The following is a 23,011-nucleotide window of genomic DNA, read 5'->3' as shown; positions in this document are numbered from 1 at the left end:
TATGAGTGATTCACTTAACAAAGCTGAGCTAAATCACTTCTTAGCTCAGCAGGCTTCAAAATCTCAGAAAAAGCATCTAAACCACAAATTTACACGGTGGTTTAAAGCGCTACTCATTCCACTCATCTTTTTAACGGCTTGTGAGTTTCTAGTCAGAAATGGCTATATCGATGCTTATCTACTCCCTGCACCGTCTAGTTTATGGCAATCTTTTTTAGATTTAGCTCATAGCGATCTATTTGCCCATATTTATATTAGTACATGGCGTGTTCTGTTGGGCTTTATTATAGGAAGCGGTTTAGGTTTAATTTTTGCAATTTGGGTTGGATTAAGTAAAGAAGCAGAAGCATATTTAGAACCAACTTTTTCAGCAATTAAATCGATCCCAAGTCTTGCGTGGATCCCTTTATTATTACTTTGGTTAGGAATTGATGAAGGTTCTAAAATTACATTGATTGCAATCGGAGCATTTTTTCCAACCTATACCAATACAGTTGCAGCAATTCATAATGTAGATAAAAAGCTCATTGAAGTTGGAAAAGTTTATCGGCTTAATGCTTTTCAGCGGATTATATCTATTATTTTACCGGCAGCATCTCCAGGCATTTTAACGGGTTTACGTAACAGCTTAAGTTTATCTTGGATGTTTATGATTGCAGCTGAACTGATTGCAGCCACTCAAGGGATTGGCTATTTACTCAGTGATGGCCGAGAAACGTCTCGACCAGATATTGTTATCATTGCAATTATTTTATTAGCCCTATTGGGTAAAGTAACCGATACCTTAATGAAACTTATCGAAAACTGGTTATTACGTTGGCGAGATACACTACAAAGGTAATTTTAAATCCAGCATGCCAAAGTGACTCGATCATTTTGGCCATAGTCTTGAATAGTTTTAATTTGGCTAAAACCATGCTCTGTGAAAATATCTCGAACAGCTTGTCCCTGATCATAACCATGCTCTAGTGCAATCCAGCCTTGCGGTTTTAACCAGTTTTTCCCTTGAGCAATAATAATTTCAATATCAGCCAGTCCCTGATGATCTGCAACCAATGCACGGCGTGGTTCTGTTGCCAAAGCTTGCATGTGCTCATCTTCAGGGTCGATGTACGGCGGATTAGAAACAATTAAATCAAACTTTTGTGGTTCAAGTGCGTCAAACCAAGCGCCACAAGCAAATTTCACACGTTGTAAATCATGTGTTTTTGCGTTTTCTTTAGCAACTTCTAAAGTAGGCGCATAAATATCAGTTGCGGTTACTTGCCAATCTGGACGTTCACTCGCTAATGCAAGTGCAATTGCACCTGTCCCCGTTCCTAAATCAACAATATTTGCAATATTTGGCAAATTTAGATTTAAAACTGTTTCAACTAAAACTTCAGTATCTGGACGTGGGACTAAAGTATCAGACGTTACTTTTAAATCGAGCGTCCAAAATGGCTGTGAACCCGTCACATAAGCTAAAGGCTCACCATTTTGGATACGTTCAAGACCAGCCAAGTAATCTTGCTCTTGTTGGGCTGTTAACTCTTGCTCAAGTCTAAACTTCAATTCAAGCGAATTGATTTTTAGAAAATGCTCAAGTAACCAAGCATTTTCTTGTCGTTCATAACTATCAGGCTTACCACGAATTGCAAGCGCTTGAGCAATATTCATTAGCCGCCATTTTCCTGTGCAAGCATCGCAAGCTGATCTGCCTGATATTCACGATGTAAGCTATCAAGTAGTTCAGTTAAATCACCTTCCATAATCGCGTCTAACTTATATAAAGTTAGGTTAATACGATGGTCCGTCATACGACCTTGTGGGTAGTTATAAGTACGGATACGTTCAGAACGGTCACCAGAACCAACCAAATCACGGCGCATTTCAGAAGTTGCTGCATCTGCTGCTGCACGTTTAGCATTTTCTAAACGCGATACTAACAATGCCATCGCCTTAGCTTTGTTTTTATGCTGTGAACGCTCTTCTTGGCACTCAACGACTGTACCGGTTGGAATGTGAGTAATACGCACGGCCGAATCGGTTTTGTTAATGTGCTGACCACCCGCACCTGACGCACGGTAAGTATCAATACGTAAATCTGCCGGATTAATTTCAACGTTGGTATCAACATCAATTTCAGGCAAGATCGCAACTGTACACGCTGATGTATGCACACGACCTTGTGATTCAGTTGCTGGCACACGTTGTACACGGTGAGCACCACTTTCAAACTTTAAGCGACCATAAACGCCATCACCATCTACACGGCAAATAACTTCTTTAAAGCCACCATGCTCGCCTTCATTTTCAGAAAGGACTTCAATACGCCAGCCTTGTGTCTCGGCATATTTGCTGTACATACGGAACAAATCACCAGAGAAAATCGCAGCTTCATCACCACCTGTTCCAGCACGGATTTCTAAATAAGCCGCATTAGAATCATTCGGATCTTTTGGAATCATCAAAATGTTGAGCTGGCTTTCTAATTCTTCAAGCAATGTTTTATTGGCTTGAATTTCTTCTTCTGCCATATCTTTAAAGTCTGGGTCCGACTTCATCATTTCAGCAGTTTCAATATCTTCTTCTGCTTGACGGTATTTGCCCCAAACTTCGGTAATTTCAGATAAATCACTATGTTCACGAGACAATTTACGGAAACGTTTGTTATCGGAGATCACTTCAGCATCTGCAAGCAATGCAGTAAGTTCTTCATGTCGATCACAGAGTTGATCAAGTCGTAAACGGAGTGACGCTTTCATAAGAGGAAATATCTCAAAAGTCCAAAAAGCTTATCGAAGGCTATGTAAGTATAGAAGATAAGCAAAATCGTAAAAATAGCGCATAGTTTACAGATTATGCTGCTTAAATGACATATATAATCAGCCAATTCATCAACTTTCCCAATAAGTAGAGGCGTATAAATATAATGATTCCGAATAAGATTTATTACTTGCCTATAATTTGGCTGTTCTGTAGAAAATAATAAGTTATATTTTCCCTCTATATGACAATAGAGGCTTTGTTTAAAAAACCTCTTTGCCAGCCTACTTATTTTAATTTTTCTAATAAGGTTTTGCCCACCAAAACAGCCGACGCTGGATTTTGTCCTGTAATAAGTTCACGGTCCACCACCACATTTGGAGTCCATGCAGTGGTATTACTTTGATACTTACCGCCAAGTGACTGTAAAGCCGTTTGTGGATAAAACTTCATTTCTCCACCTTTTAATAAAGCTTTAGCCTGCTCTTCTTCCTGATTACTAATCACCGTCATTCGATAATTTTTATAAATCCATTCGCCAGTTTTTACTGGCTTGCCTTGTTCGAGTTGACCAACTACTTCCGAGGCATTAGGTAAAGTAGACATTAATGCAATAGGACCATGACAGACCAACGCAGTAGGTTTACCAGCTTTATGGAAAGCTTTAAGTACTTTTCCAAGTTGTTTATCTTTTAATAGATCTTGCATAGGTGCATGCCCACCTGGAATATAAATAGCATCAAACTGACCCACACCAATTTGTTCAATACGAGATAGGCTCACAACTGGAGAATCTTGAGCAGATGTTAATTTTAGATCATGCAATAAATCTGCATATTGCTTTAATGCTTTTTCATCTTGGTTAAAATACATCGCATTATTCGATGATTCATCTAAGGTTGGAGCTTTCCCTTTTGGTGTAGCGAAAGTTACTGTATGGCCTGCATCTAAAAGCATTTTTGTAGGTTGCATCAACTCATTTAAGTAAAAGCCTGTTTTAAAAATATGACCTTTTTGCAGCTCTAATTGGGCTTCATCAGACAATACAACCAACACATGAGCAGCATTTGCACTGAATGCTGCTGAAACGGCAACTACTGCAAGCATTATTTTATTTAGAGATTTCATCATTCGACCTTCATTCCAACCATTTGCTGGATTTATATTTTGGATGGATATATTCTATTTTTGCCAATCAGGTAGATAAACAACCATCTTTACAAATCTTTTTTGTGTTTGAGGACTAAATGTCACGTCAATTTGACCATCTTGCCGATATTGAAGTGTTTTTAATTGTGGCTGAGAAGCTTTCTATTAGTGCAGCTGCAATTTATTTAGCAACAACTCCTTCAGTCATTAGTAGAACAATTACGCGGCTAGAGAAAAAACTTGGCATTCAGTTTTTTAGAAGAACAACTCGTCATTTGAGCCTGACGGAAGCTGGTCAACTTTATTATGAAAAGATGCAACATGCATTTCAGTTAATTGACCATGCAGAGCGTGCTATTCAAGGTAAGCAACTGCAAATTTCCGGCAAAATTAAATTAAGCGTACCCACCACCTATGGACACTATCGCCTTCCAGAATTACTACAAAAATTTCTTTTGCAATATCCAGATATTCAAATAGAAGTCAGTATTTCTAATCGAAACGTCGATTTAATTGCGGAAGGATTTGATTTAGCTATTCGTCAAGGTCAGCTTCCTAGTAGCACTCTCATTGCCAGACCTTTGGAGCTTGCCCCTCTTCAACTTGTTGCTTCACCCGAATATTTAAAACGTATGGGTGTTCCTCAAACCTTGGAAGACTTAAACCATCACCAATGTATTGCCTTTGAATTACCGAGCACAGGTAAAGTCACTCCATGGTTTTTTAAAAATGGTGATAATGAAATTCAATGGATACCATCAAATCGGATTTTAGTAAAAGAAGATATTTTGGGAGTAGTTTCTCTTGCTGGAAGTGGATTAGGAATATGTCAGAGTTATAGCTTTATTGTTAATGAAAAGATCCGGCAAGGAAAATTGCAGCCCCTACTTGAGGGTTATGCAGGTCACACACGGCCCTTTTCTTTACTGTACGCACAACATAAACATATGTCGTCTGCGACAAGAGCTTTAATAAATTTTCTATGTTCTGATCATGAGTAACCCCGTTAAAACTAAATAAAGCTTAATTTATCTATATGAATATTAAATATTCTATTTTAATAGAAAACATACAAACCAGACACTAAACTGCAATAATCAAAAGATGGTTCTCCATATTTGGGGAGAAGTGTTTTGTTACATTTGCCGTAACAAAAGATATAGGGTCCTGCAACTAGGGACACGGAGTCAAAAATGAAATTAAATGCTTGGTTATGTAGCGCTGTTCTAGCAACTTCAATGGTTACTGTGGCACATGCTGACAATACAACACATGTAGCAGCCGCTTCTGCTTTAGGTAGCGTAGCAGGTACTGCAATTGGTAAAAGCATGGGCGGTACATCTGGCGCAACAATTGGTGCTGCTTTAGGTGGTGCTGGTGGTGCAGCTGTTGCAAGCGATCGTCGTAACCGTACTGAATCTGCGATTGGCGGTGCTTTAGGTGGTGGTGCTGGTTATACGGTTGGTAAAAGCATGGGCGGTACAAATGGTGGTTATGTAGGCGCTGCTTTAGGTGCTGCGGGTGGTTCTGCTTTGGGTAATAAAATCTCTAAAGACCGTGATGCAGACAGATCTTCTAAGCACTGGAAGAAAAAACACCGTCGTCATTACTAATTAAGCTGATGAAGCAATTTTAAGCACCTTCGGGTGCTTTTTTATTGTGATGAAGTTATACACTCATATTTCGTATGCTAATGATTTATCCACAAATTAATACAAACACTACAAACAGACACAAAACACTTGTATCACCCTTGGGGTTCTCCATAATTATCACGAAATTTTTTATTACATTTACCCCAAGATAAAGATAACTGTCCTTCCAGTAAAAAGGACATGGAGTTCTACGATGAAAATGAATATTTGGTTGGCTAGTGCATTAATTGCAACATCTTCTATGGTAACAGTTGCACATGCTGACAATGGTACACGTGTTGCTGCAACCTCTGCTTTAGGTAGTGTAGTGGGTACTGCAATTGGTAAAAGTATTGGTGGTACCTCAGGTGCAACAATCGGTGCTGCTTTAGGTGGTGCTGGTGGTGCAGCAGCAGCAAGTGATCGTCGTAATCGTACAGAAGCTGCAATTGGTGGTGCTTTAGGTGGTGGTGCTGGTTATACAGTCGGCAAAAATATGGGCGGCACCAACGGTGGATACATCGGTGCAGCAGTAGGTGCAGCTGGTGGTTCTGCATTAGGTCGTAAAGTTGCTGAAGATCGTAATTACGATGACCGTTATGACCGTGATCGTTACGATCGTGATGACCGCAGATATTACGATGGTGACCGTCGTTATTATAAAGGTGGTAGCCGTCGCCATGACAATGGCTTACACCGTGGTTGGTATAAAAACCGCTAATTCACAGATGAATCAAAAGAGCACCTTCGGGTGCTTTTTTATTTATAGCTAAAAATTAATATCGAAAAAAAACGATATACATCACACCCCATATATCGTATTATTTCGATATATCCTTATTCGAGAATATCGCATGCGATCACTTCAAGATACCAAGTTCTCCATTTTGGAACTTGCTCCTATTCGTAATGATAAAACCATCGAATTCTCATTACGTCACGCATTAGAATTGGCACAACATGCAGAAAAACTAGGTTATGAACGTTTCTGGCTTGCTGAACATCACAACATGGATGGAATCGCAAGTTCAGCTACCGCTGTCTTACTCGGTTTTATTGCAGCACATACACAGCATATTCGCTTAGGTTCAGGGGGAATTATGCTTCCTAACCATGCCCCTTTAGTTGTCGCAGAACAGTTCGGGACGCTTGCTACTTTATATCCAAATCGTATTGAACTTGGTTTAGGCCGTGCTCCCGGTACAGACCAACTCACCATGCGAGCTTTACGTCGTGGCCATCAAGAAACAGAAGATCAGTTTCCTCGAGATGTTGTCGAAATCTTAAGATATTTCGATGTACCTCAAGCAGGACAAAAAATTATTGCAACACCAGGGCAAAGCACCCATGTTCCTGTTTGGTTACTTGGATCTAGCCTATTTAGTGCACAACTCGCGGCAAAACTTGGACTTCCTTACTCATTTGCATCACATTTTGCACCACGTATGTTAGGTCAAGCGATTCAACTTTATCGGGAGAACTTTGAACCTTCTGAGTACCTAGATAAGCCGTATGTTTCAATGGGTGTGCCTGTTGTTGTTGCAGATACAGATGAAGAAGCACAATTTTTAGCAACTAGTGCTTACCAACGCGTATTAGGTTTAATCCGTGGTGAAAGCTTGAAGCTGAAACCACCAGTTGAATCAATGCAGGGATTATGGAATACAGCAGAACAACTTTCTGTCGAAAACTTTTATGCAATGGCGCAAATTGGTTCTGTAGATACTGTTCGCTCTGGCTTACAAAAGCTGTTAGCTACATACGATGTTGATGAATTTATTTTTACATGTGATGTATACGATACAGCTAAACGTTTAGAAAGCTTTACACAACTCATGAATGTAAAATCAGAACATTAAACTCCGCTTCGCATTCCCATACTTGAATTAATTTCGAGTATGGGATGACCATCTATCTGAAAAGACTTTACCCCAACTTCCTGCTTGGTTATTTATATTAAAACGATAAAAACATCATGATTTAAAAAACCAAAAGGACTTTTGGAAAATGAGTATTAATATTAAAAATAACACTTCAAAATCAGTGATTTTTCAGAATATCTCTCAAGATTTCGAAGATTTTACTGGCCAAGTGATTTCATCAACATCAATTAAAGAGTTTGACTTTTCACATTCATCTGTCGCGATTATTGGTACAAATCAAGATAGCGTGACTCATCTTGAAAAAATCTGTCAGCAAGCAAAATTTGTGACTGTCTTCCAAATCACTCCTCATTTTATTTTGCCCCATAGTCAGATGGGTACGCATAAGTTAATTACCCACCCACTTATTATCAAAAACCGCAGGTTATTTAACAATCGTGTTAAAAGCATTCTGGCATTACGTTTTCTAGAAACTCAAGTAAATGAACCGTGGCTTAAGCGTCTTTTGACTCCCAATACTGCAACCACAAAAAAAGTATTTTTTAAATCCGACAGTTATTATGCAGCACTTCAAAAACCCAACTGTAAATTGCAAACATGGCCAATTGTTAAAATTACCAATAGATCTATTCACAGCATGGATGGTATAGAACAACCCGTTGATATTATTATCAGAGCAATGCCATAAAAGTAAAAAAAAGCATGGTTTTAGGCCATGCTTTTTTATTTACTCATATTTTTGCAAATTACCATGATCATCGTAATGCAAAATGATGCGCTGTTTTTCTTGCAAATCATTTAGCATGTCGGAAGTAACTGAAAATTGGGCCGCTAATAATTCTACAGAACTATTAGGTGCCTTAGCACGTCGGTCCTCACCACTAAACCTAATCCAGTTATAACTTGCCCATAAAATTAAAATAAGCGCGCTAATTCCGATCATTAATGCTAAATGTAATAAGGTCTTAACTTCTGATAAGTGGTCTACCCAGACGTAATCATAAATTAAGTGACCTTCAAAAACCCATAAAAATAGTGAAACCAACGGGAAAAGCAACCACATTAAACAAATCCAGCCAATGGTTTGTAATGTATAGTTTGCTGTTTTATTTTTGACATATTCTGGCTGATCAATATATTCAGGGATATCTAAAGTCTCTATATCCTTATTTCCCTCAAGTTTCATGGGTTATCTCCACGGAAGCCTCGATCTGGACTTACCCAACGGGCACGTTTTTTTGTGTTAAATAAAGTTTTTGGTACCGCGACAACACTTGTAAACAAAGTCAGTAGCCAGAAAAATAACGGGTACCAAATCACCCAAAAGTAATTTCTAAAAAAACGCCCTCGGTCATAACGATGATCAATCCACAAACTCACTAAGAACTGGATCAAACATGTTCCGCCTAATATTACACCGTACCACTGTGGCATAAGCGTTTTGATCTGCCATTGCTGAGGCAGTTCAACAAATAATCCAACAAAAAATAGCGTGAAGATCATGATCATCACATAAGACCAGATAATACTGACTAGCGCCTCAATCATGACCGGCCACATTCTTCGAACACGCAGTTTGAACATTTGTGGAATATATTCTATAAGAACCTCTACCCCACCTTGCGCCCAGCGAAGACGCTGTTTCCATAGACCTTTAAATGTCTCAGGCATATAGATATAACAAAGCGCTTGTGGAATATACTGAATATCCCAATGGTCTAGCTGTAACTTCCATGAAATATCAATATCTTCGGTAATTTTATCGTCTGACCAAAACCCGACTCGAACGAGTGCAGTTTTACGAAATGCTGCAATCACACCAGATACGGTAAAAATACGACCATATGTACGTTGTGCACGTTTAATCAAACCAATAATCGAAGAAAACTCACCAACTTGTAATTTTCCTAAAATACTAGATCGGTTTAAAATTCGTGGATTACCAGTTACAGCACCAATTCGCGGGAAGTTAATAAATGGTTGCATTAACCAAAGTACCGCATGCGGATGCAACAACGCATCTCCATCGATACAAACAAGATATTCGTATTTACTAACCAGTACTCCCGATCTTAAAGCTACAGCCTTACCCTGATTTTCTGCTAAGTGTACAACCCGAAGTCGTGAATCTTGCGCTGACAATTCATCTAGAATTTCGGCGGTCCTATCACTACTTCCGTCATTAACAGCAATGACTTCAAAATTAGGATATTTGGTTTGTAGCGCATAACGAATTGTTTGGCGTACTTGCGCTTCTTCGTTAAAACACGGAATGATGATACTGCATCCTTCACCTGTAGGTTCAGGAAGCGCTTGTTCGCGGTATTCTCTTTTAAAGAAAAACCAAAGTCCCCCTACCATCCATGTCCAAGCCATCAGTAAGGGATATAAAAAGGCAAAAGCAAACAGAATATCGAGTAATACCCTCATTACTTTTTCCCCTCTACCAATCCAGCAAAAGGCTGATACATCACAGGGCTAGCATTCAGACTAAGCGGATTATATAAGTACTGATGAACATCTTTTGATTTTTCAAAGTCATAGCCATCAATACCGAATTTCTGGATTCCTACTCGCTGAATAGAAAAGAGTCCTTGCTGAACCTCTTCCCAAGCATTTTTTTGCGAATTTTCTGGTAATACTAAAGTCAGCATTATTCTTTGCTTATCATTTTGATCAAGTGTATTTAAGAGCGTTAACAACTGATTAAATTGTTTTTTCTTACCAATCACATCAAACTTCAAATTGACTAAGTCATGTTGCATTAAAAGCGTTTTGATAAGCTCAGGTAGATTTTCAATATGATCTAAATCTGGTGTAAGCAATAAACTAAACTGCGCCTGATTACTCATATTTAAATAAGGCTTGACTGCTTTTTTAGTCAATTGACTCAGTTGTTCAAGCTGTTTTGATTGTTCAATGCAACTGCTTTCTTGCACGGTTGTTTTTTGCATTGCGCAATTTAAAGATGATCCTGCATTAAGCTGAATACCACTTAAATTACTGTTAAAACGTGCAATATCTTTAGCCAAATCTACAGCTAAAAATGGTTTATCTTTTTGCGGATAAGCAGGCAATTCTAATATTACAGATTGGCCTGCACGAGTTTGAGCCTGCCATAAACTACGATTTAAAATATCTTGTTGAACAGACATTTTATTTGTAGGGAAATAGGCAACATCATATTGCCCATCTCCATCTGTGTCTTCCAAAGGCTTTAAGATTAAAGCGTTGTTTTTCAAGCTATACAGCTTTGATAGCAACTGCCCTAATTTTTCATCAGTCTGAGAGTTTTGTTGCGCTGCTAACTGCTTTAAATTCATGCTCACAAAATGACGCGTTTGCTTAAATAAATCTGACTCTTCGAAATTCAGAATATTTAACATGCCTTCTGTCAGTTGTTCGGCTGTAGGGTTATCAATGACTAAGCTACGCTTAAAAGTTGAGTCACTCACGCGATTCATACCATCACGTCCTAAACTGAATGAGAACTGAAAACCAGCCTGTTGTGCCAGCTTCTCTAACTGCTCATTCACGGCGCCATAAGGCCAAATAATTGCTTTAGGATTAACCCCTACTTCTTTTTTCAAAACTGCATAAGATTTTTTTAAATCCTGCAAAATACGTTGTTGATATTCCGCATCGGTTTCATAACGTGATTGCGATTTTAAATAAGAATAAGAAGTCGCAGCAGGTTGCTCATTGCCTTGAGGATTGGCTAATACACCATGATGTAAATCATCACTATGGCTTGCAAACTCGGCTAACCCAGATGCTTGCATTTCACGAACTTGAGCCCAGTTCACCAAGTTACCTTGGCCATAGGCTTCATAACCCGCTTTTGTATTACCATTTAACCAACTTGTTGGAAGCGCAAAAACTGCTGGAATTTTATATTGCTTCAGCAAAGGAAATACTCGGCTATAACTACTTAAAGCACCATCATCAAAGGTCAGTAGAATAGAGTTATGAGGTAATTCTTTACCTTGCTTCCGCGCCTCTTCAATCTCTTTTAAACGAATCGGTTTCCAGTCCGACTGGCTAAGCCAATCGAGAAACTGTGCCAGATTATTGGTCTGAATCGCATAAACATCGCGGTCACCTTCCTTGAGCACATCATCTCGTACATCATGAAAAGTTAACGAAACCGTATGATTTTTTGGTAGTTCAGTTTCAATGCGGGCATGAGAAAATTGTACGGGTAATAATGTTGAGGCAAACACACAGCTCAACATTTTTGACATCATGTTATTCATTAAAAACGCCCTTCAAATCCGAAAATACCGTAGGTATGTTGTTCATCATGACCATCATATGGATGGTATTGCCAACCAATTCCATAATTAAGTTGCCAAGTCCGTGAGAGCTGCCATTGATGTTGATATTGCAAAGAGTATGTTGGTCGAGCTGAGTAATCTGCTTGTTTATATAGCCCTACTCCAGCTTCAAAATGTTGTTTAAATGAGCGTTCGTACTCTCGCCAAGTGACCCAGTCATGGCTTAAATTCAACTCGGCACTGTAATGATTGCTTGGGCTAAAGTAAGCAGTCTGATCTTGGCTATTGCTGCCATAAAATCCACGAACGGTTCCGTAAGTAATATGGTGAGGCGCATCAAATAATCGCTCACGCCAAAAAGTAGAAAATTCCTGTTGTTTATTACCGTCACTTATATCGGTTAAGCCATAACTCGCCCCAATTTGGCGTGACTCATCTTTTTGCCATGTCAAAGCAGCACGGTAAGCCTGTCCATCCTCACCAGCATCAATTGCTTGTAATGGAATATTAGCCTGACTGTCATATTGCAATTGATATTGCCAGTGGTCATTTAACCATTGCGACCAATCAAGACGAACACCTGCTTGACCACCATCTGTACTTTGCGACAAGATTGCCGACAGTGCCTTACGGTTTGCTTGCCACTCAGCACCAACCCCATAACGTTGGTCATGCACATCACCAAAACGGTATTCACCGTAACGATCTTGATGCCAAGCAAATAGACGATAATTATCTTTAATCCAAGGGCTATTAACACGAGTTTCCATTTCCCGATCTTTTAAGCCATTTTGCCCACTCACAGAATCGCTATTTTCTGCTTTACTTTGGCCCCAAGTCGTTGAGTGCGAGATGGTTGCTCTATCACGATCATCCAACTCTTTTCGACTTTTAACTACACCGCTATCTTCAGGATAATATTGCAAAAGACTTTCTGTACTTTTGCGCCATTCAGGAATATCTCCTAAAGCCTGAGCATTTTGCATTTGATTAATACGCGTATCTTTAGCAACGGGTGTTAAACCATTTAAACGAGCAATTGTTTGCTTTGCTTGTAACGGTTTATCTCTCCAGCGCTCAACACGAGCAAGGTTGTTAATTAAACCTTCATTGGCAGGTGCAAGATCTACTTGTTTCTGGAAGTGTTTTTCTGATTGATCCAAATGATTTGCATAAGCTAAATGCATGCCTTGTAAAGCAATATAATCATCACGATCAGGATGGCTTGATTTATCTACTCCCTTGGCTTGACTATATTTATATGTAGGGATCAACCTATCAACATCATTCAAAAGTTGTTCAGCTTGTTTATATTTTTCTTGTTCAATATAAGAATAATAAAGCCCCGTATATACCGTCATATCTGAGTAGTTTTTTTCGGTAAGTAAGGTTTTAAACGCGAGTTCAGCCTGCTTAGGTTGTCTTTCAGCTAAATAACTATCAGCGATCGCATGACGAACATAAGCCGGTAGCTTTTCTAACGGTACATTTAATTTAGTAAATTCATCTAATACCGTACGGCTACGCCCACGAAAGTCCAACGCATATAAATAGTCATAATGAAATCTTAAATAATTAGGGTCTGACGGTTGAATCAAAGGCTGTATTTGCTCACCTTGTTTCAACACAGCATCAAGCTCGGCAAAGCCTTCACTGTCCGACATGCCTTCCCGATTCAAATATTTATAGCGAGTAATTGCGTTATTTACACGTTGAGAAAACTCGCTGACTTTTAACCAGTGTTGTAACGATTCTGTTTGTGCATTTTTATCGCTGGCAAGCAGCAACTGCTGAGCTTTTTTATAAGCGCCTACAGCCGCCAAGTCATAACTATATTCTTGCAAAACCGCAAAAGATTTTGGTTGTTGTTGATAAGCTTGCTCGATTGCAGATAAAGCATCTACAGGTGAATTAATAAGTCGATATGCATAAGCAATTTGAACAAATTGATCAGCTGTAAGATTTTTACTCTTAATACCTGATAAATGCACCTTAGCATTTACAGGGTCTTTAGCCTCAGCATATAGAACCGCTAATAAAATCTGCCCATCAGATGTCTTTTGAATATTAAATTTATTCGACCACTCAATTGCATTTTTAAAGTGTTTAAAATCACGAAAATTACGTATTAATGGTAGCTGCCCATATTCTGGAAAATTCACATAATTAACATTTGCTAAATGCTGAGAAAAGGTTAATAAATCTCTTTTTTCACTTGACATGACAACTAAATAATCAGCTAGTAATTTTTGGTCATGCGGGTATTTATTTAGCAATTGATCTAGTTGCAATATTGCTTGTTGAGTTTGCCCAGTTTTGTAAGTGTGAATAGCTTGCTCTCGCAATTCATCTACTTGAGCAGCATATAAATTAAGAGGCAAGATATATACCAATGAAAAAATACATTTTTTTAGCATTTTGATAATCGGATAGTCCCATATCGAGGTGGGAAATTATAATTAAAATCAAAAACCAATCACATAACACAAGAAAAGTGTGATCTATTTAACATTTTATAAATTGTGGATTTTTCATGAATGCTTTTCTAAAATATTTATAAAAAATAAAGAATTACCAGTTTTATGCGTAATAAAAAACATACACTTCTTTTCAATAGTGTTATTTAAATTTACAAACGAGTTTCAAAATAACTACGGGCTTATAACCAATAAGAACTATTTAATAATATTAAGTTTTATATATAAAACTTTAATTTTTCTCTGTGATATATATTAAAAAAACCATTCAACTTATCTATAAATTAATATACAAAAATTGAATGGTTAAAATAAACAATTGATTAAATTAACCAATACGACGTTTTAATCCCGTCATTTGTAAAATACGAGTTGAAATCTCTTCAATCGACATTTCGGTCACGTTTAAATATTTAATGCCTTCTGAAATATAAATCCCTTCAATTGCTCTTAGCTCCATTTGGCATTGGCTAAAACTTGCATAACGGCTATTCGCTTTACGTTCACTACGAATTGCGACCAAACGCTCAGCATCAATCATCAAACCAAATAACTTGCTACGATGAGCTCTTAATACTGCTGGTAACCGGTTGTCATCTAAATCTTCTTCAGTTAACGGATAGTTTGCAACACGAATACCGAATTGAAGAGATAAGTAAATAGAAGTCGGTGTTTTACCCGAACGGGAAACTCCAATTAAGATTAAATCCGCTTTATCGTAATGACGAGTACGTGCCCCATCATCATTATCAAGCGCAAAATGAACAGCATCGATACGGGCTTTATAATATTCAGAATCGGTTACCGCATGAGTCTGCCCGACCAATGTTGTTGGTGGTGTTCCAAGCTCTTGTTCAAGTTTACTAATTAAACCTTCAAACACATCCAGATTAACCGCTTTAGCCGTATTAATAATCTCTCGCACATGCGGATCGACTAAAGTATCAAATACTAAAGGTAGGCAACCGTCTTTGGTTTGGCATCGATTAATCTCAACCACCACATCCATTGCCGCCTCTTCAGTTGTAATATACGGCATGATGTGAATATCAAAATCTACATTGGGAAATTGCGCTAATAACGAATGTCCAAGAGTCTCGGCAGTAATTGCAGTTCCATCAGAAATAAAAAAAACACTCCGCTTAAATTGTTTACTTTCTGACATTAAAATTCTCCTTAAACATTTGTCTTAGTGCTATATAATCTTTATAGTAAACTGATCTTACATGACTGTCGCTTAGTATAATTCTCAACTAAGCACTTTATTTTTATAATTTCATGCCAAGATAGACATTAATACTGCAAAAGTGGAGTGAAAACTTTGGAAGCGCGCGTAATCGGTCTAGAAAAATTAGGGAAACACGATGTCGAACTCGTAGGTGGGAAAAACTCATCTTTGGGTGAAATGATCAGCCATTTATCAAATGCTGGTGTATCGGTACCTGGTGGCTTTGCAACTACTGCTGCTGCCTATCGTGAGTTCTTAGACCAAAGTGGTCTTAACGCTCGAATTCAAGCAGAACTTGCTCAACTCAACGTCGATGACGTAAATGCTCTTGCAGAAACAGGCGCTAAAATTCGTCAATGGATTGTAGAGACTCCACTCACTGCAACCTTAGAACAAGAAATTCGCGCCGCTTTTACAGCACTTTCTAACGGCAACCCTGATATCGCGGTTGCCGTTCGTTCATCTGCAACTGCTGAAGATTTACCAGATGCTTCATTCGCGGGTCAACAAGAAACTTTCTTGAATATTCGCGGTATTGATAACGTACTTATTGCGATTAAAGAAGTGTTTGCTTCTTTATATAATGACCGTGCAATTTCTTACCGTGTGCATCAAGGTTTTGATCATGACATCGTTGCACTTTCAGCGGGTGTTCAGCGTATGGTTCGTTCTGAAACTGGCGCTGCGGGTGTAATGTTTACACTTGATACAGAATCTGGTTTCCGTGATGTTGTATTTATTACTGCATCTTACGGTTTAGGTGAAATGGTTGTACAAGGTGCCGTTAACCCAGATGAGTTTTACTTATCTAAACCATTATTAAATGCAGGAAGACATTCTGTTTTACGTCGCAACCTTGGCTCTAAACACCAAAAAATGATTTATGGTGAAGAAGGTTCTGCGGGTAAATCTGTTGTTGTTGTTGATGTTGAAAAACAAGACCGTCAACAATTCGCTTTAAATGACCATGAGTTACAAGAGTTAGCTAAACAAGCGCTTATCATTGAGCAGCATTACGGTGCGCCAATGGACATCGAATGGGCAAAAGACGGTGATGACGGTCAAATTTATATTGTTCAAGCTCGCCCTGAAACTGTAAAAAGCCGCCAAAATGTAGGCACTATGGAACGCTACCTTCTCAAACAAAGAGGTACTGTTCTTTGTGAAGGTCGTTCAATTGGTCAACGTATTGGTTCTGGTAAAGTCCGTATTGTTAATTCAATTAAAGAAATGGACAAAGTTCAAGAAGGCGATGTTCTTGTATCAGATATGACCGATCCTGACTGGGAACCGGTAATGAAACGTGCTGCTGCAATTATCACTAACCGTGGTGGTCGTACATGTCACGCAGCAATTATTGCACGTGAACTTGGTGTACCAGCGATTGTAGGTTGTGGTAACGCAACAGAAGTATTAACTGACGGCCAAGAAGTAACTGTTTCTTGTGCTGAAGGTGATACAGGTTTCATTTACGAAGGTGCTTTAGATTTTGAAGTTCAACGTAACTCAATCGAATCTATGCCTAAGCTTTCGTTCAAAATTATGATGAACGTAGGTAACCCTGACCGTGCATTTGACTTTGCTCAAATTCCAAACGAAGGTATTGGCCTTGCTCGTCTTGAGTTCATCATTAACCGTATGATCGGTGTGCATCCTAAAGCCCTACTTAACATTGACAGCCTACCTCGTGAAACTCGTGCTGCGGTTTTAACTCGTACAGCGGGTTATGCTTCACCTGTAGATTTCTATGTTGAAAAATTGGTTGAAGGTATTGCGACTCTTGCTGCTGCATTTGGAGACAAGCCAGTGATCGTTCGTATGTCTGACTTCAAGTCAAACGAATACGCAAACTTAATTGGTGGTAAGTTATACGAGCCTGAAGAAGAAAACCCAATGCTCGGTTTCCGTGGTGCAAGCCGTTATGTATCTGATAACTTCCGTGATTGTTTCGAACTAGAATGCCGCGCACTTAAGAAAGTTCGTGATGAAATGGGTCTCACCAATATTCAAATCATGATTCCTTTTGTACGTACCGTATCTGAAGCGAAACGCGTTATTGAATTACTTGCACAAAATGGCTTGAAACGTGGCGAGAACGGCTTAAAAGTAATCATGATGTGTGAATTACCAACTAACGCCCTGTTAGCTGAACAATTCTTAGAACACTTCGATGGTTTCTCTATTGGTTCTAATGACTTAACTCAGTTAACGTTAGGTCTTGACCGTGACTCAGGTATTGTTTCACACTTATTTGATGAACGTGATGCAGCTGTTAAAGCACTTCTTTCAATGGCAATCCATGCCTGCCGTAAAGCAGGTAAATATGTAGGTATCTGTGGTCAAGGTCCTTCAGACCATCCAGATCTTGCAAAATGGTTAATGGAACAAGGTATTGAATCTGTCTCTCTTAACCCAGACTCAGTTTTAGATACATGGTTCTTCCTTGCTGAAGAAAAAATCAAGCAAATCTAATATGTTATAAAAAAAGGCCCATCCGTGGGTCTTTTTTCATCTTTAGAATAGAGAATTTTTATTTATGCAAATTTACTTGGCACGTAATAATCAACAAGCTGGGCCTTATACTTTAGAACAAGTAAATCAAATGTTGGCTAGCCAACAAATTTTGTTAACTGATTTAGCTTGGCATGAAGGCATGACAGAATGGAAAGCTTTAGGAGAATTAACCCAAGGTAAACTTGTATATCAACCTATCGGTTATTCTGTACCTACAATAAATACGAATACATCAACTAATGAAACTATTCGTCAAATTCGTGTAGAACCTAAAGTTCATGAACTTGCGTCTATTCCAGCTCGGGCTTTAGCAAAAATTATTGATTTATTGCTTTGGTTACCAATCGCTGCGATTCCTTCCTTTTTCTTTAATGAAGCTCAATATAAGCAATTATTCGAGTTACAAAAACAGATGCAATCTGCCGAAGTCGCATCGACTAAAGCTGCAGAATTGCAACAGCAACTTTTTACTTTAATTCCAATAGAAGCTTGGCATTCAATGCTTCTTTACGTCGTTATTATGCTTGCAATTCAAGCCGTTCTTTTAACAAAGTTTGGTCAGAGTATAGGTAAGAAAATCGTTGGAATTAAAATTGTAGATGCTGAGGACAATAGCAAGGTTAATTTAACTCGCATCTTCTTATTAAGAAGTATTGTTTTTATCATATTAAACTTACTGTTTATGCCGATCAGTACAATTATTGACTATGCTTTTGCATTAGGACAAAAGCGACAAGCTTTACATGACAAAATTGCAAGAACAAAAGTGATCAAATGATAGTAAATGACTCATTCATTTAATGTCTAAAAAAAGAGGAGGCACCCTGCCTCCTTTTTTCTATAGTGAGTTGATATTTAAATAAAAGCTCTATTGAAATTAGATACCCTACAAAAAAAATCGGGTTTTAAAACAATTATTTCAGCCTACTTTATGTATAGCTTAGTTTGTCGATATGAGGCATAATGCCCTACAACGTAGCGGTGTCATATAATTGAGAAGTCTAAATTTAAGGATTAGCGTTCTCAATCATGCGACACTTTAATCGCTATCCCATATTTAATTAGGGAATGGGACTCTTCACCGAGGTTGTAAAATGAGACAAACGATTTTAGCTGTATTGTCTTTATCAACGCTTGCCGCACTTTTGACTGGGTGTGGTGGTGATATGGTACTTCTAAACTCTAAAGGTCCAGTTGGTCAAGGTCAAAGTGACCTTATGATGACTGCGATCTATTTAATGTTACTTGTGGTGATTCCTTCAATCATCATGGCATTATGGTTTGGTTGGAAATATCGCGCGTCAAATAAAGATGCAGACTATAAACCTACATGGGCACACTCAACTGCAATTGAAGTTGTAGTATGGGGTATCCCTGTCATTATTATTGGTATTTTAGCTTGGTTAACTTGGTGGGGTTCCCACAAGTATGACCCATACCGTCCTTTAGAATCAGATAAAGCACCTTTAACTATTCAAGTTATTGCTGAACAGTTTAAGTGGATCTTTATTTATCCTGAACAAAACATTGCAACAGTTAACGAAGTACGTTTCCCTGAAAAAACTCCGTTAAGCTTTAAAATCACTTCTAACTTTACAATGAACTCATTCTTCATTCCACAGTTAGGCGGCCAGATTTATGCAATGGCAGGTATGCAAACTCACCTTCATTTGTTAGCAAATGAAACTGGTGTATATCGTGGTTTCTCTTCTAACTACTCAGGTTACGGTTTCTCTCAAATGCGTTTCAAGGCGCATAGTGTTACAGAGCAACAATTCAACGAATGGGTAGCAGCGGTTAAAGCAGGTAATGGTTCAACCATTAACCCAGAAGCAGTTCAAAAAACTACGCTTGACCAAGCTGAATTGGCAACCTTACGTGATGGTAACCGTTCTAAGCATCAGATCGAGCATTTAGTAAATCGTGCTAAAGCTGCTGGTGATGAAAAAGCAGTTGCTGAAGCTGAAGCTATGAAACCGTTCCCGACTAAGCCACACCCTGTGACTTATTACTCTACTGTTGAGCCTAAATTGTTTGAAACAATTATCAACCACTATATGAGTAACTATCATGGTGTTGACCACTCTGCTGAACACGCAACAGCTGACACTCATGCTGCAGCTGAACACGCTGCTCAAGGGGAATAAGACATGGATATGATTTTTGGTAAACTGGGTTGGGACTCTATCCCGACAGAGCCAATCGTACTTGTCACCATGGTCCTTATGGCAATTGGTGCAATTGCAGTGCTTGGCGGTATCACCTATTTCAAAAAATGGGGATATTTGTGGAATGAGTGGTTTATTACGGTAGACCATAAAAAGATTGGTATCATGTATATCATCGTATCTGTTGTCATGCTTCTGCGTGGTTTCGCCGATGCGATCATGATGCGTTTACAACTTTTCCTCGCTAAAGGCGGCGGCGAAGGTTATCTACATCCTGACCACTATGACCAGATCTTCACCGCACACGGTGTAATCATGATCTTCTTCGTAGCAATGGGTCTCGTTGTAGGTATGATGAACATCTCTGTACCTTTACAGATTGGTGCTCGCGACGTTGCTTTCCCATTATTGAACTCTTTAAGCTTCTGGTTATTCGCTGGTGCTGCTGGTTTAATGATGCTTTCACTTGTATTAGGTGAATTTGCTGCGACTGGTTGGATGGCTTACCCTCCTCTATCTGGCATTCAATATTCTCCTGGTGTAGGTGTCGATTACTATATCTGGGCACTTCAGGTTTCTGGTCTAGGTACGCTTTTATCTGGTGTTAACTTCTTCGTTACCATCATCAAAATGCGTGCGCCTGGCATGAAATTAATGGACATGCCTATTTTCACATGGACTTCACTTTGTACGGCTGTATTAATCATTGCATCATTCCCTGTATTAACAGGTACTCTTGCAATGCTTACTCTTGACCGTTACTTCGGCTTCCATTTCTTCACAAATGAGCTTGGCGGTAGCCCAATGCTTTATGTGAACTTGATCTGGACATGGGGTCACCCTGAAGTATATATCTTGGTATTACCAGCATTTGGTCTATACTCAGAAATCGTTGCAACCTTCTCTCGTAAAGCGTTGTTCGGTTACAAGTCTATGGTGTATGCAACTATCGCGATTACTGTTCTTGCGTTCGTTGTATGGCTTCACCACTTCTTCACCATGGGTGCTGGTGCGAACGTTAACGCGTTCTTCGGTATCATGACCATGGTTATTGCGATTCCTACTGGTGTGAAAATCTTCTCTTGGTTATTCACTATGTATAAAGGTCGCATCACCTTTACTACTCCAATGTTATGGACGCTTGGCTTCCTTGTAACATTCGGTATCGGTGGTTTAACTGGTGTACTTATGGCTGTTCCACCTGCGGACTTCTTGGTACACAACTCATTATTCTTGATCGCTCACTTCCATAACGTAATTATTGGTGGTGTGGTGTTTGGTATGTTTGCCGGCATCATTTACTACTGGCCAAAAATGTTTGGTTGGAAGCTCAACGAAGCATGGGGTAAAGCTGCGTTCTGGTTCTGGTTCTTCGGTTTCTATTTTGCATTCATGCCACTTTATATCCTTGGTTTCATGGGTATGACTCGTCGTTTGAATACATATGACAACCCTGAATGGGATCCGTACCTTGCGATTGCATTATTTGGTGCTGTTCTTGTTGCGATTGGTATTGCATGTTTCTTAATGCAAATCATCGTTGGTTTCTTACAACGTAAAGACAACATGGACCTTACTGGCGATCCATGGGATGCTCGTACGCTTGAATGGGCGACCTCTTCCCCTGCTCCGTTCTATAACTTTGCGCATGAACCAGATGCAAGCGGTATCGACCGTTTCTGGACTGACAAAGAAAATGGTGTAGCATACGCACGTAACACTAAATATGAAGACATCCACATGCCGACTGATCGTGCTGCTGGTTTTGTCATTGCAATGTTCATTACTCTTCTTGGCTTTGCACTCATCTGGCATATTTGGTGGCTCGTTGTTGTTTCATTCGTTGCAGCTGTTGTTAGCTTGATCGTAAGCTCATTCACTAAGAATGTTGACTACTACGTTCCTGCTGCTGAAGTTGAGCGTATTGAAAACGAACGCTATGCTTTACTTGAAAAACACTTGAAGAAGGACTAAGGAAATGGCTGAAGTACTTCATCACGACAACCACGGCCATGACGGTCATCATGAACATGATGATACCGACTTAACGGTTTTTGGTTTCTGGACATACTTGATGAGTGACTTGATTCTTTTCGGATCACTCTTCATTGCGTTCGCTGTATTAAGCAGTCATGTTCCAGCAGGCACTCCAAGCGCATATGACCTATTCCATGACTCATTAGGCTTCGTGTTAACTGAAACATTTGCCTTATTGATTTCATCGGTAACCTTTGGTTTTGCTGTACTTGCATCTTATAAAAAGAATGTAAATCAAGTTATCACTTGGTTATTTATTACATTCCTTTTTGGTGCATCGTTCATTGGAATGGAAGTCTATGAATTCCATCACCTTGTACATGAAGGCCACGGTCCAACTCACAGTGCATTCTTATCATCGTTCTTTACTTTGGTTGGTACACACGGTATCCACGTAACTTCTGGTTTAGTGTGGATGCTTGTATTAATGTATCAAATTAAAACTAAAGGTTTGACTTTACCGAATACACGTCGTCTTGCTTGCTTAAGCTTGTTCTGGCACTTCCTTGACATCGTTTGGATCTGTGTATTCAGCGTCGTTTACTTACTGGGAGTTCTCTAATGAGTAGTCATGAGCATAATGCTGCTGGTGCGTCACACGGTAACTTTAAGCAATACACTGTTGGATTTATCCTTTCTGTTATCCTCACCATCATCCCTTTCGGGATGGTGATGGCGGGTGGTTTCAGTCGTGGTCTTTTAGTTACAGTGATTGCAATCACTGCGGTTGCTCAGGTTCTTGTACAACTTGTGTACTTCCTACACATGAATACATCATCTGAACAACGTTGGAATATGATTGCATTCATCTACACAATCCTATGTATCGCCGTACTTTTAATCGGTTCTGTGTGGATTATGAATTACCTTCACTACAATATGATGATCTAAACTGA

At 39.1% G+C, this 23,011-nt stretch carries 20 protein-coding genes; 12 read left to right on the top strand and 8 right to left on the bottom strand.

What is annotated here, in order from left to right; translation table 11 throughout:
* Position 1 precedes the first annotated feature (1 nt).
* On the top strand, positions 2–841 hold the full coding sequence (locus ACTJJH_RS00400) for an ABC transporter permease (protein WP_161282368.1): 840 nt from the start codon (positions 2–4) through the stop codon (positions 839–841).
* Positions 842–843: 2 nt separating this feature from the next.
* Here ACTJJH_RS00400 and prmC read toward each other — a convergent pair whose 3' ends face one another.
* From prmC to ACTJJH_RS00385, 3 genes are all read right to left on the bottom strand, one after another.
* Complete coding sequence (gene prmC, locus ACTJJH_RS00395; protein WP_325753113.1) at positions 844–1,659, bottom strand: peptide chain release factor N(5)-glutamine methyltransferase; 816 nt, start codon at positions 1,657–1,659, stop codon at positions 844–846.
* A complete protein-coding gene (gene prfA / locus ACTJJH_RS00390; RefSeq protein WP_002119588.1) occupies positions 1,659–2,747 on the bottom strand; it encodes a peptide chain release factor 1 in 1,089 nt (362 codons plus the stop codon). Before prfA ends, prmC begins: the two co-directional genes overlap by 1 nt.
* A gap of 289 nt (positions 2,748–3,036) precedes the next feature.
* A complete protein-coding gene (locus tag ACTJJH_RS00385; RefSeq protein WP_440600777.1) occupies positions 3,037–3,876 on the bottom strand; it encodes a type 1 glutamine amidotransferase domain-containing protein in 840 nt (279 codons plus the stop codon).
* A 119-nt stretch (positions 3,877–3,995) separates the two neighbouring features.
* Between ACTJJH_RS00385 and ACTJJH_RS00380 the strand changes: the two genes are divergently transcribed.
* The 5 genes from ACTJJH_RS00380 (at position 3,996) to ACTJJH_RS00360 (ending at position 8,102) form a co-directional block, all read left to right on the top strand.
* Positions 3,996–4,898 carry a LysR family transcriptional regulator gene (locus ACTJJH_RS00380; RefSeq protein ID WP_440600533.1) on the top strand — a complete coding sequence of 301 codons (903 nt, stop codon included), beginning with the start codon at positions 3,996–3,998 and terminating at the stop codon, positions 4,896–4,898.
* 192 nt (positions 4,899–5,090) lie between these two features.
* Positions 5,091–5,510, top strand: coding sequence for a glycine zipper domain-containing protein (locus ACTJJH_RS00375; RefSeq protein ID WP_440600532.1), 420 nt, complete (start codon positions 5,091–5,093; stop codon positions 5,508–5,510).
* Positions 5,511–5,745: 235 nt separating this feature from the next.
* A complete protein-coding gene (locus tag ACTJJH_RS00370) occupies positions 5,746–6,252 on the top strand; it encodes a hypothetical protein (protein ID WP_002119687.1) in 507 nt (168 codons plus the stop codon).
* Between the two features lie 133 nt (positions 6,253–6,385).
* Positions 6,386–7,390 (top strand): LLM class flavin-dependent oxidoreductase, encoded by a 1,005-nt coding sequence (locus ACTJJH_RS00365; protein WP_440600531.1) that lies wholly within the window; start codon positions 6,386–6,388, stop codon positions 7,388–7,390.
* Positions 7,391–7,538: 148 nt separating this feature from the next.
* On the top strand, positions 7,539–8,102 hold the full coding sequence (locus ACTJJH_RS00360; RefSeq protein WP_002119689.1) for a hypothetical protein: 564 nt from the start codon (positions 7,539–7,541) through the stop codon (positions 8,100–8,102).
* Positions 8,103–8,141: 39 nt separating this feature from the next.
* Here the strand turns inward: ACTJJH_RS00360 and pgaD are convergent, their stop codons facing one another.
* The 5 genes from pgaD to ppsR all read right to left on the bottom strand — a co-directional run bounded on the left by pgaD (position 8,142) and on the right by ppsR (position 15,333).
* Positions 8,142–8,600 carry a poly-beta-1,6-N-acetyl-D-glucosamine biosynthesis protein PgaD gene (gene pgaD, locus ACTJJH_RS00355; RefSeq protein ID WP_063099166.1) on the bottom strand — a complete coding sequence of 153 codons (459 nt, stop codon included), beginning with the start codon at positions 8,598–8,600 and terminating at the stop codon, positions 8,142–8,144.
* Positions 8,597–9,844 (bottom strand): poly-beta-1,6-N-acetyl-D-glucosamine synthase, encoded by a 1,248-nt coding sequence (pgaC, locus tag ACTJJH_RS00350; RefSeq protein ID WP_032004705.1) that lies wholly within the window; start codon positions 9,842–9,844, stop codon positions 8,597–8,599. The genes pgaD and pgaC overlap by 4 nt, the downstream gene beginning before the upstream one ends.
* Complete coding sequence (pgaB, locus tag ACTJJH_RS00345; protein ID WP_440600530.1) at positions 9,844–11,670, bottom strand: poly-beta-1,6-N-acetyl-D-glucosamine N-deacetylase PgaB; 1,827 nt, start codon at positions 11,668–11,670, stop codon at positions 9,844–9,846. The genes pgaC and pgaB overlap by 1 nt, the downstream gene beginning before the upstream one ends.
* The gene (gene pgaA, locus ACTJJH_RS00340; protein ID WP_440600529.1) at positions 11,670–14,108 is read right to left on the bottom strand and encodes a poly-beta-1,6 N-acetyl-D-glucosamine export porin PgaA; all 2,439 of its coding nucleotides are present in this window, start codon (positions 14,106–14,108) and stop codon (positions 11,670–11,672) included. The genes pgaB and pgaA overlap by 1 nt, the downstream gene beginning before the upstream one ends.
* Before the next feature lie 388 nt (positions 14,109–14,496).
* A complete protein-coding gene (gene ppsR / locus ACTJJH_RS00335) occupies positions 14,497–15,333 on the bottom strand; it encodes a posphoenolpyruvate synthetase regulatory kinase/phosphorylase PpsR (protein WP_002119749.1) in 837 nt (278 codons plus the stop codon).
* A gap of 147 nt (positions 15,334–15,480) precedes the next feature.
* Between ppsR and ppsA the strand changes: the two genes are divergently transcribed.
* The 6 genes from ppsA to ACTJJH_RS00305 all read left to right on the top strand — a co-directional run bounded on the left by ppsA (position 15,481) and on the right by ACTJJH_RS00305 (position 23,006).
* On the top strand, positions 15,481–17,868 hold the full coding sequence (gene ppsA / locus ACTJJH_RS00330; protein ID WP_005803576.1) for a phosphoenolpyruvate synthase: 2,388 nt from the start codon (positions 15,481–15,483) through the stop codon (positions 17,866–17,868).
* Between the two features lie 64 nt (positions 17,869–17,932).
* Entirely contained in the window at positions 17,933–18,688 is a 756-nt protein-coding gene (locus ACTJJH_RS00325; protein ID WP_002119677.1) for an RDD family protein, read from the top strand.
* Between the two features lie 316 nt (positions 18,689–19,004).
* Positions 19,005–20,057 carry a ubiquinol oxidase subunit II gene (gene cyoA / locus ACTJJH_RS00320; RefSeq protein WP_002119579.1) on the top strand — a complete coding sequence of 351 codons (1,053 nt, stop codon included), beginning with the start codon at positions 19,005–19,007 and terminating at the stop codon, positions 20,055–20,057.
* A 3-nt stretch (positions 20,058–20,060) separates the two neighbouring features.
* On the top strand, positions 20,061–22,052 hold the full coding sequence (cyoB, locus tag ACTJJH_RS00315; RefSeq protein WP_005068497.1) for a cytochrome o ubiquinol oxidase subunit I: 1,992 nt from the start codon (positions 20,061–20,063) through the stop codon (positions 22,050–22,052).
* 4 nt (positions 22,053–22,056) lie between these two features.
* Complete coding sequence (gene cyoC / locus ACTJJH_RS00310; RefSeq protein ID WP_002119759.1) at positions 22,057–22,677, top strand: cytochrome o ubiquinol oxidase subunit III; 621 nt, start codon at positions 22,057–22,059, stop codon at positions 22,675–22,677.
* On the top strand, positions 22,677–23,006 hold the full coding sequence (locus ACTJJH_RS00305) for a cytochrome o ubiquinol oxidase subunit IV (RefSeq protein WP_000094534.1): 330 nt from the start codon (positions 22,677–22,679) through the stop codon (positions 23,004–23,006). Before cyoC ends, ACTJJH_RS00305 begins: the two co-directional genes overlap by 1 nt.
* Positions 23,007–23,011 lie beyond the last annotated feature (5 nt).

Origin of the sequence: Acinetobacter sp. 22301 (assembly GCF_052045285.1) — a bacterium.
GTDB classification, from domain to species: domain Bacteria; phylum Pseudomonadota; class Gammaproteobacteria; order Pseudomonadales; family Moraxellaceae; genus Acinetobacter; species Acinetobacter pittii.
The sequence above is the reverse complement of the archived record's forward strand: the minus strand, read 5'-3'. Positions and strand labels throughout refer to the sequence as shown.

Coding starts and splice junctions, on each gene's coding strand:
- ACTJJH_RS00400 (WP_161282368.1), top strand. CDS start 2: ATGAGTGATTCACTTAACAAAGCTGAGCTAAATCACTTCTTAGCTCAG.
- prmC (WP_325753113.1), bottom strand. CDS start 1,659: ATGAATATTGCTCAAGCGCTTGCAATTCGTGGTAAGCCTGATAGTTAT.
- prfA (WP_002119588.1), bottom strand. CDS start 2,747: ATGAAAGCGTCACTCCGTTTACGACTTGATCAACTCTGTGATCGACAT.
- ACTJJH_RS00385 (WP_440600777.1), bottom strand. CDS start 3,876: ATGAAATCTCTAAATAAAATAATGCTTGCAGTAGTTGCCGTTTCAGCA.
- ACTJJH_RS00380 (WP_440600533.1), top strand. CDS start 3,996: ATGTCACGTCAATTTGACCATCTTGCCGATATTGAAGTGTTTTTAATT.
- ACTJJH_RS00375 (WP_440600532.1), top strand. CDS start 5,091: ATGAAATTAAATGCTTGGTTATGTAGCGCTGTTCTAGCAACTTCAATG.
- ACTJJH_RS00370 (WP_002119687.1), top strand. CDS start 5,746: ATGAAAATGAATATTTGGTTGGCTAGTGCATTAATTGCAACATCTTCT.
- ACTJJH_RS00365 (WP_440600531.1), top strand. CDS start 6,386: ATGCGATCACTTCAAGATACCAAGTTCTCCATTTTGGAACTTGCTCCT.
- ACTJJH_RS00360 (WP_002119689.1), top strand. CDS start 7,539: ATGAGTATTAATATTAAAAATAACACTTCAAAATCAGTGATTTTTCAG.
- pgaD (WP_063099166.1), bottom strand. CDS start 8,600: ATGAAACTTGAGGGAAATAAGGATATAGAGACTTTAGATATCCCTGAA.
- pgaC (WP_032004705.1), bottom strand. CDS start 9,844: ATGAGGGTATTACTCGATATTCTGTTTGCTTTTGCCTTTTTATATCCC.
- pgaB (WP_440600530.1), bottom strand. CDS start 11,670: ATGAATAACATGATGTCAAAAATGTTGAGCTGTGTGTTTGCCTCAACA.
- pgaA (WP_440600529.1), bottom strand. CDS start 14,108: ATGCTAAAAAAATGTATTTTTTCATTGGTATATATCTTGCCTCTTAAT.
- ppsR (WP_002119749.1), bottom strand. CDS start 15,333: ATGTCAGAAAGTAAACAATTTAAGCGGAGTGTTTTTTTTATTTCTGAT.
- ACTJJH_RS00325 (WP_002119677.1), top strand. CDS start 17,933: ATGCAAATTTACTTGGCACGTAATAATCAACAAGCTGGGCCTTATACT.
- cyoA (WP_002119579.1), top strand. CDS start 19,005: ATGAGACAAACGATTTTAGCTGTATTGTCTTTATCAACGCTTGCCGCA.
- cyoB (WP_005068497.1), top strand. CDS start 20,061: ATGGATATGATTTTTGGTAAACTGGGTTGGGACTCTATCCCGACAGAG.
- cyoC (WP_002119759.1), top strand. CDS start 22,057: ATGGCTGAAGTACTTCATCACGACAACCACGGCCATGACGGTCATCAT.
- ACTJJH_RS00305 (WP_000094534.1), top strand. CDS start 22,677: ATGAGTAGTCATGAGCATAATGCTGCTGGTGCGTCACACGGTAACTTT.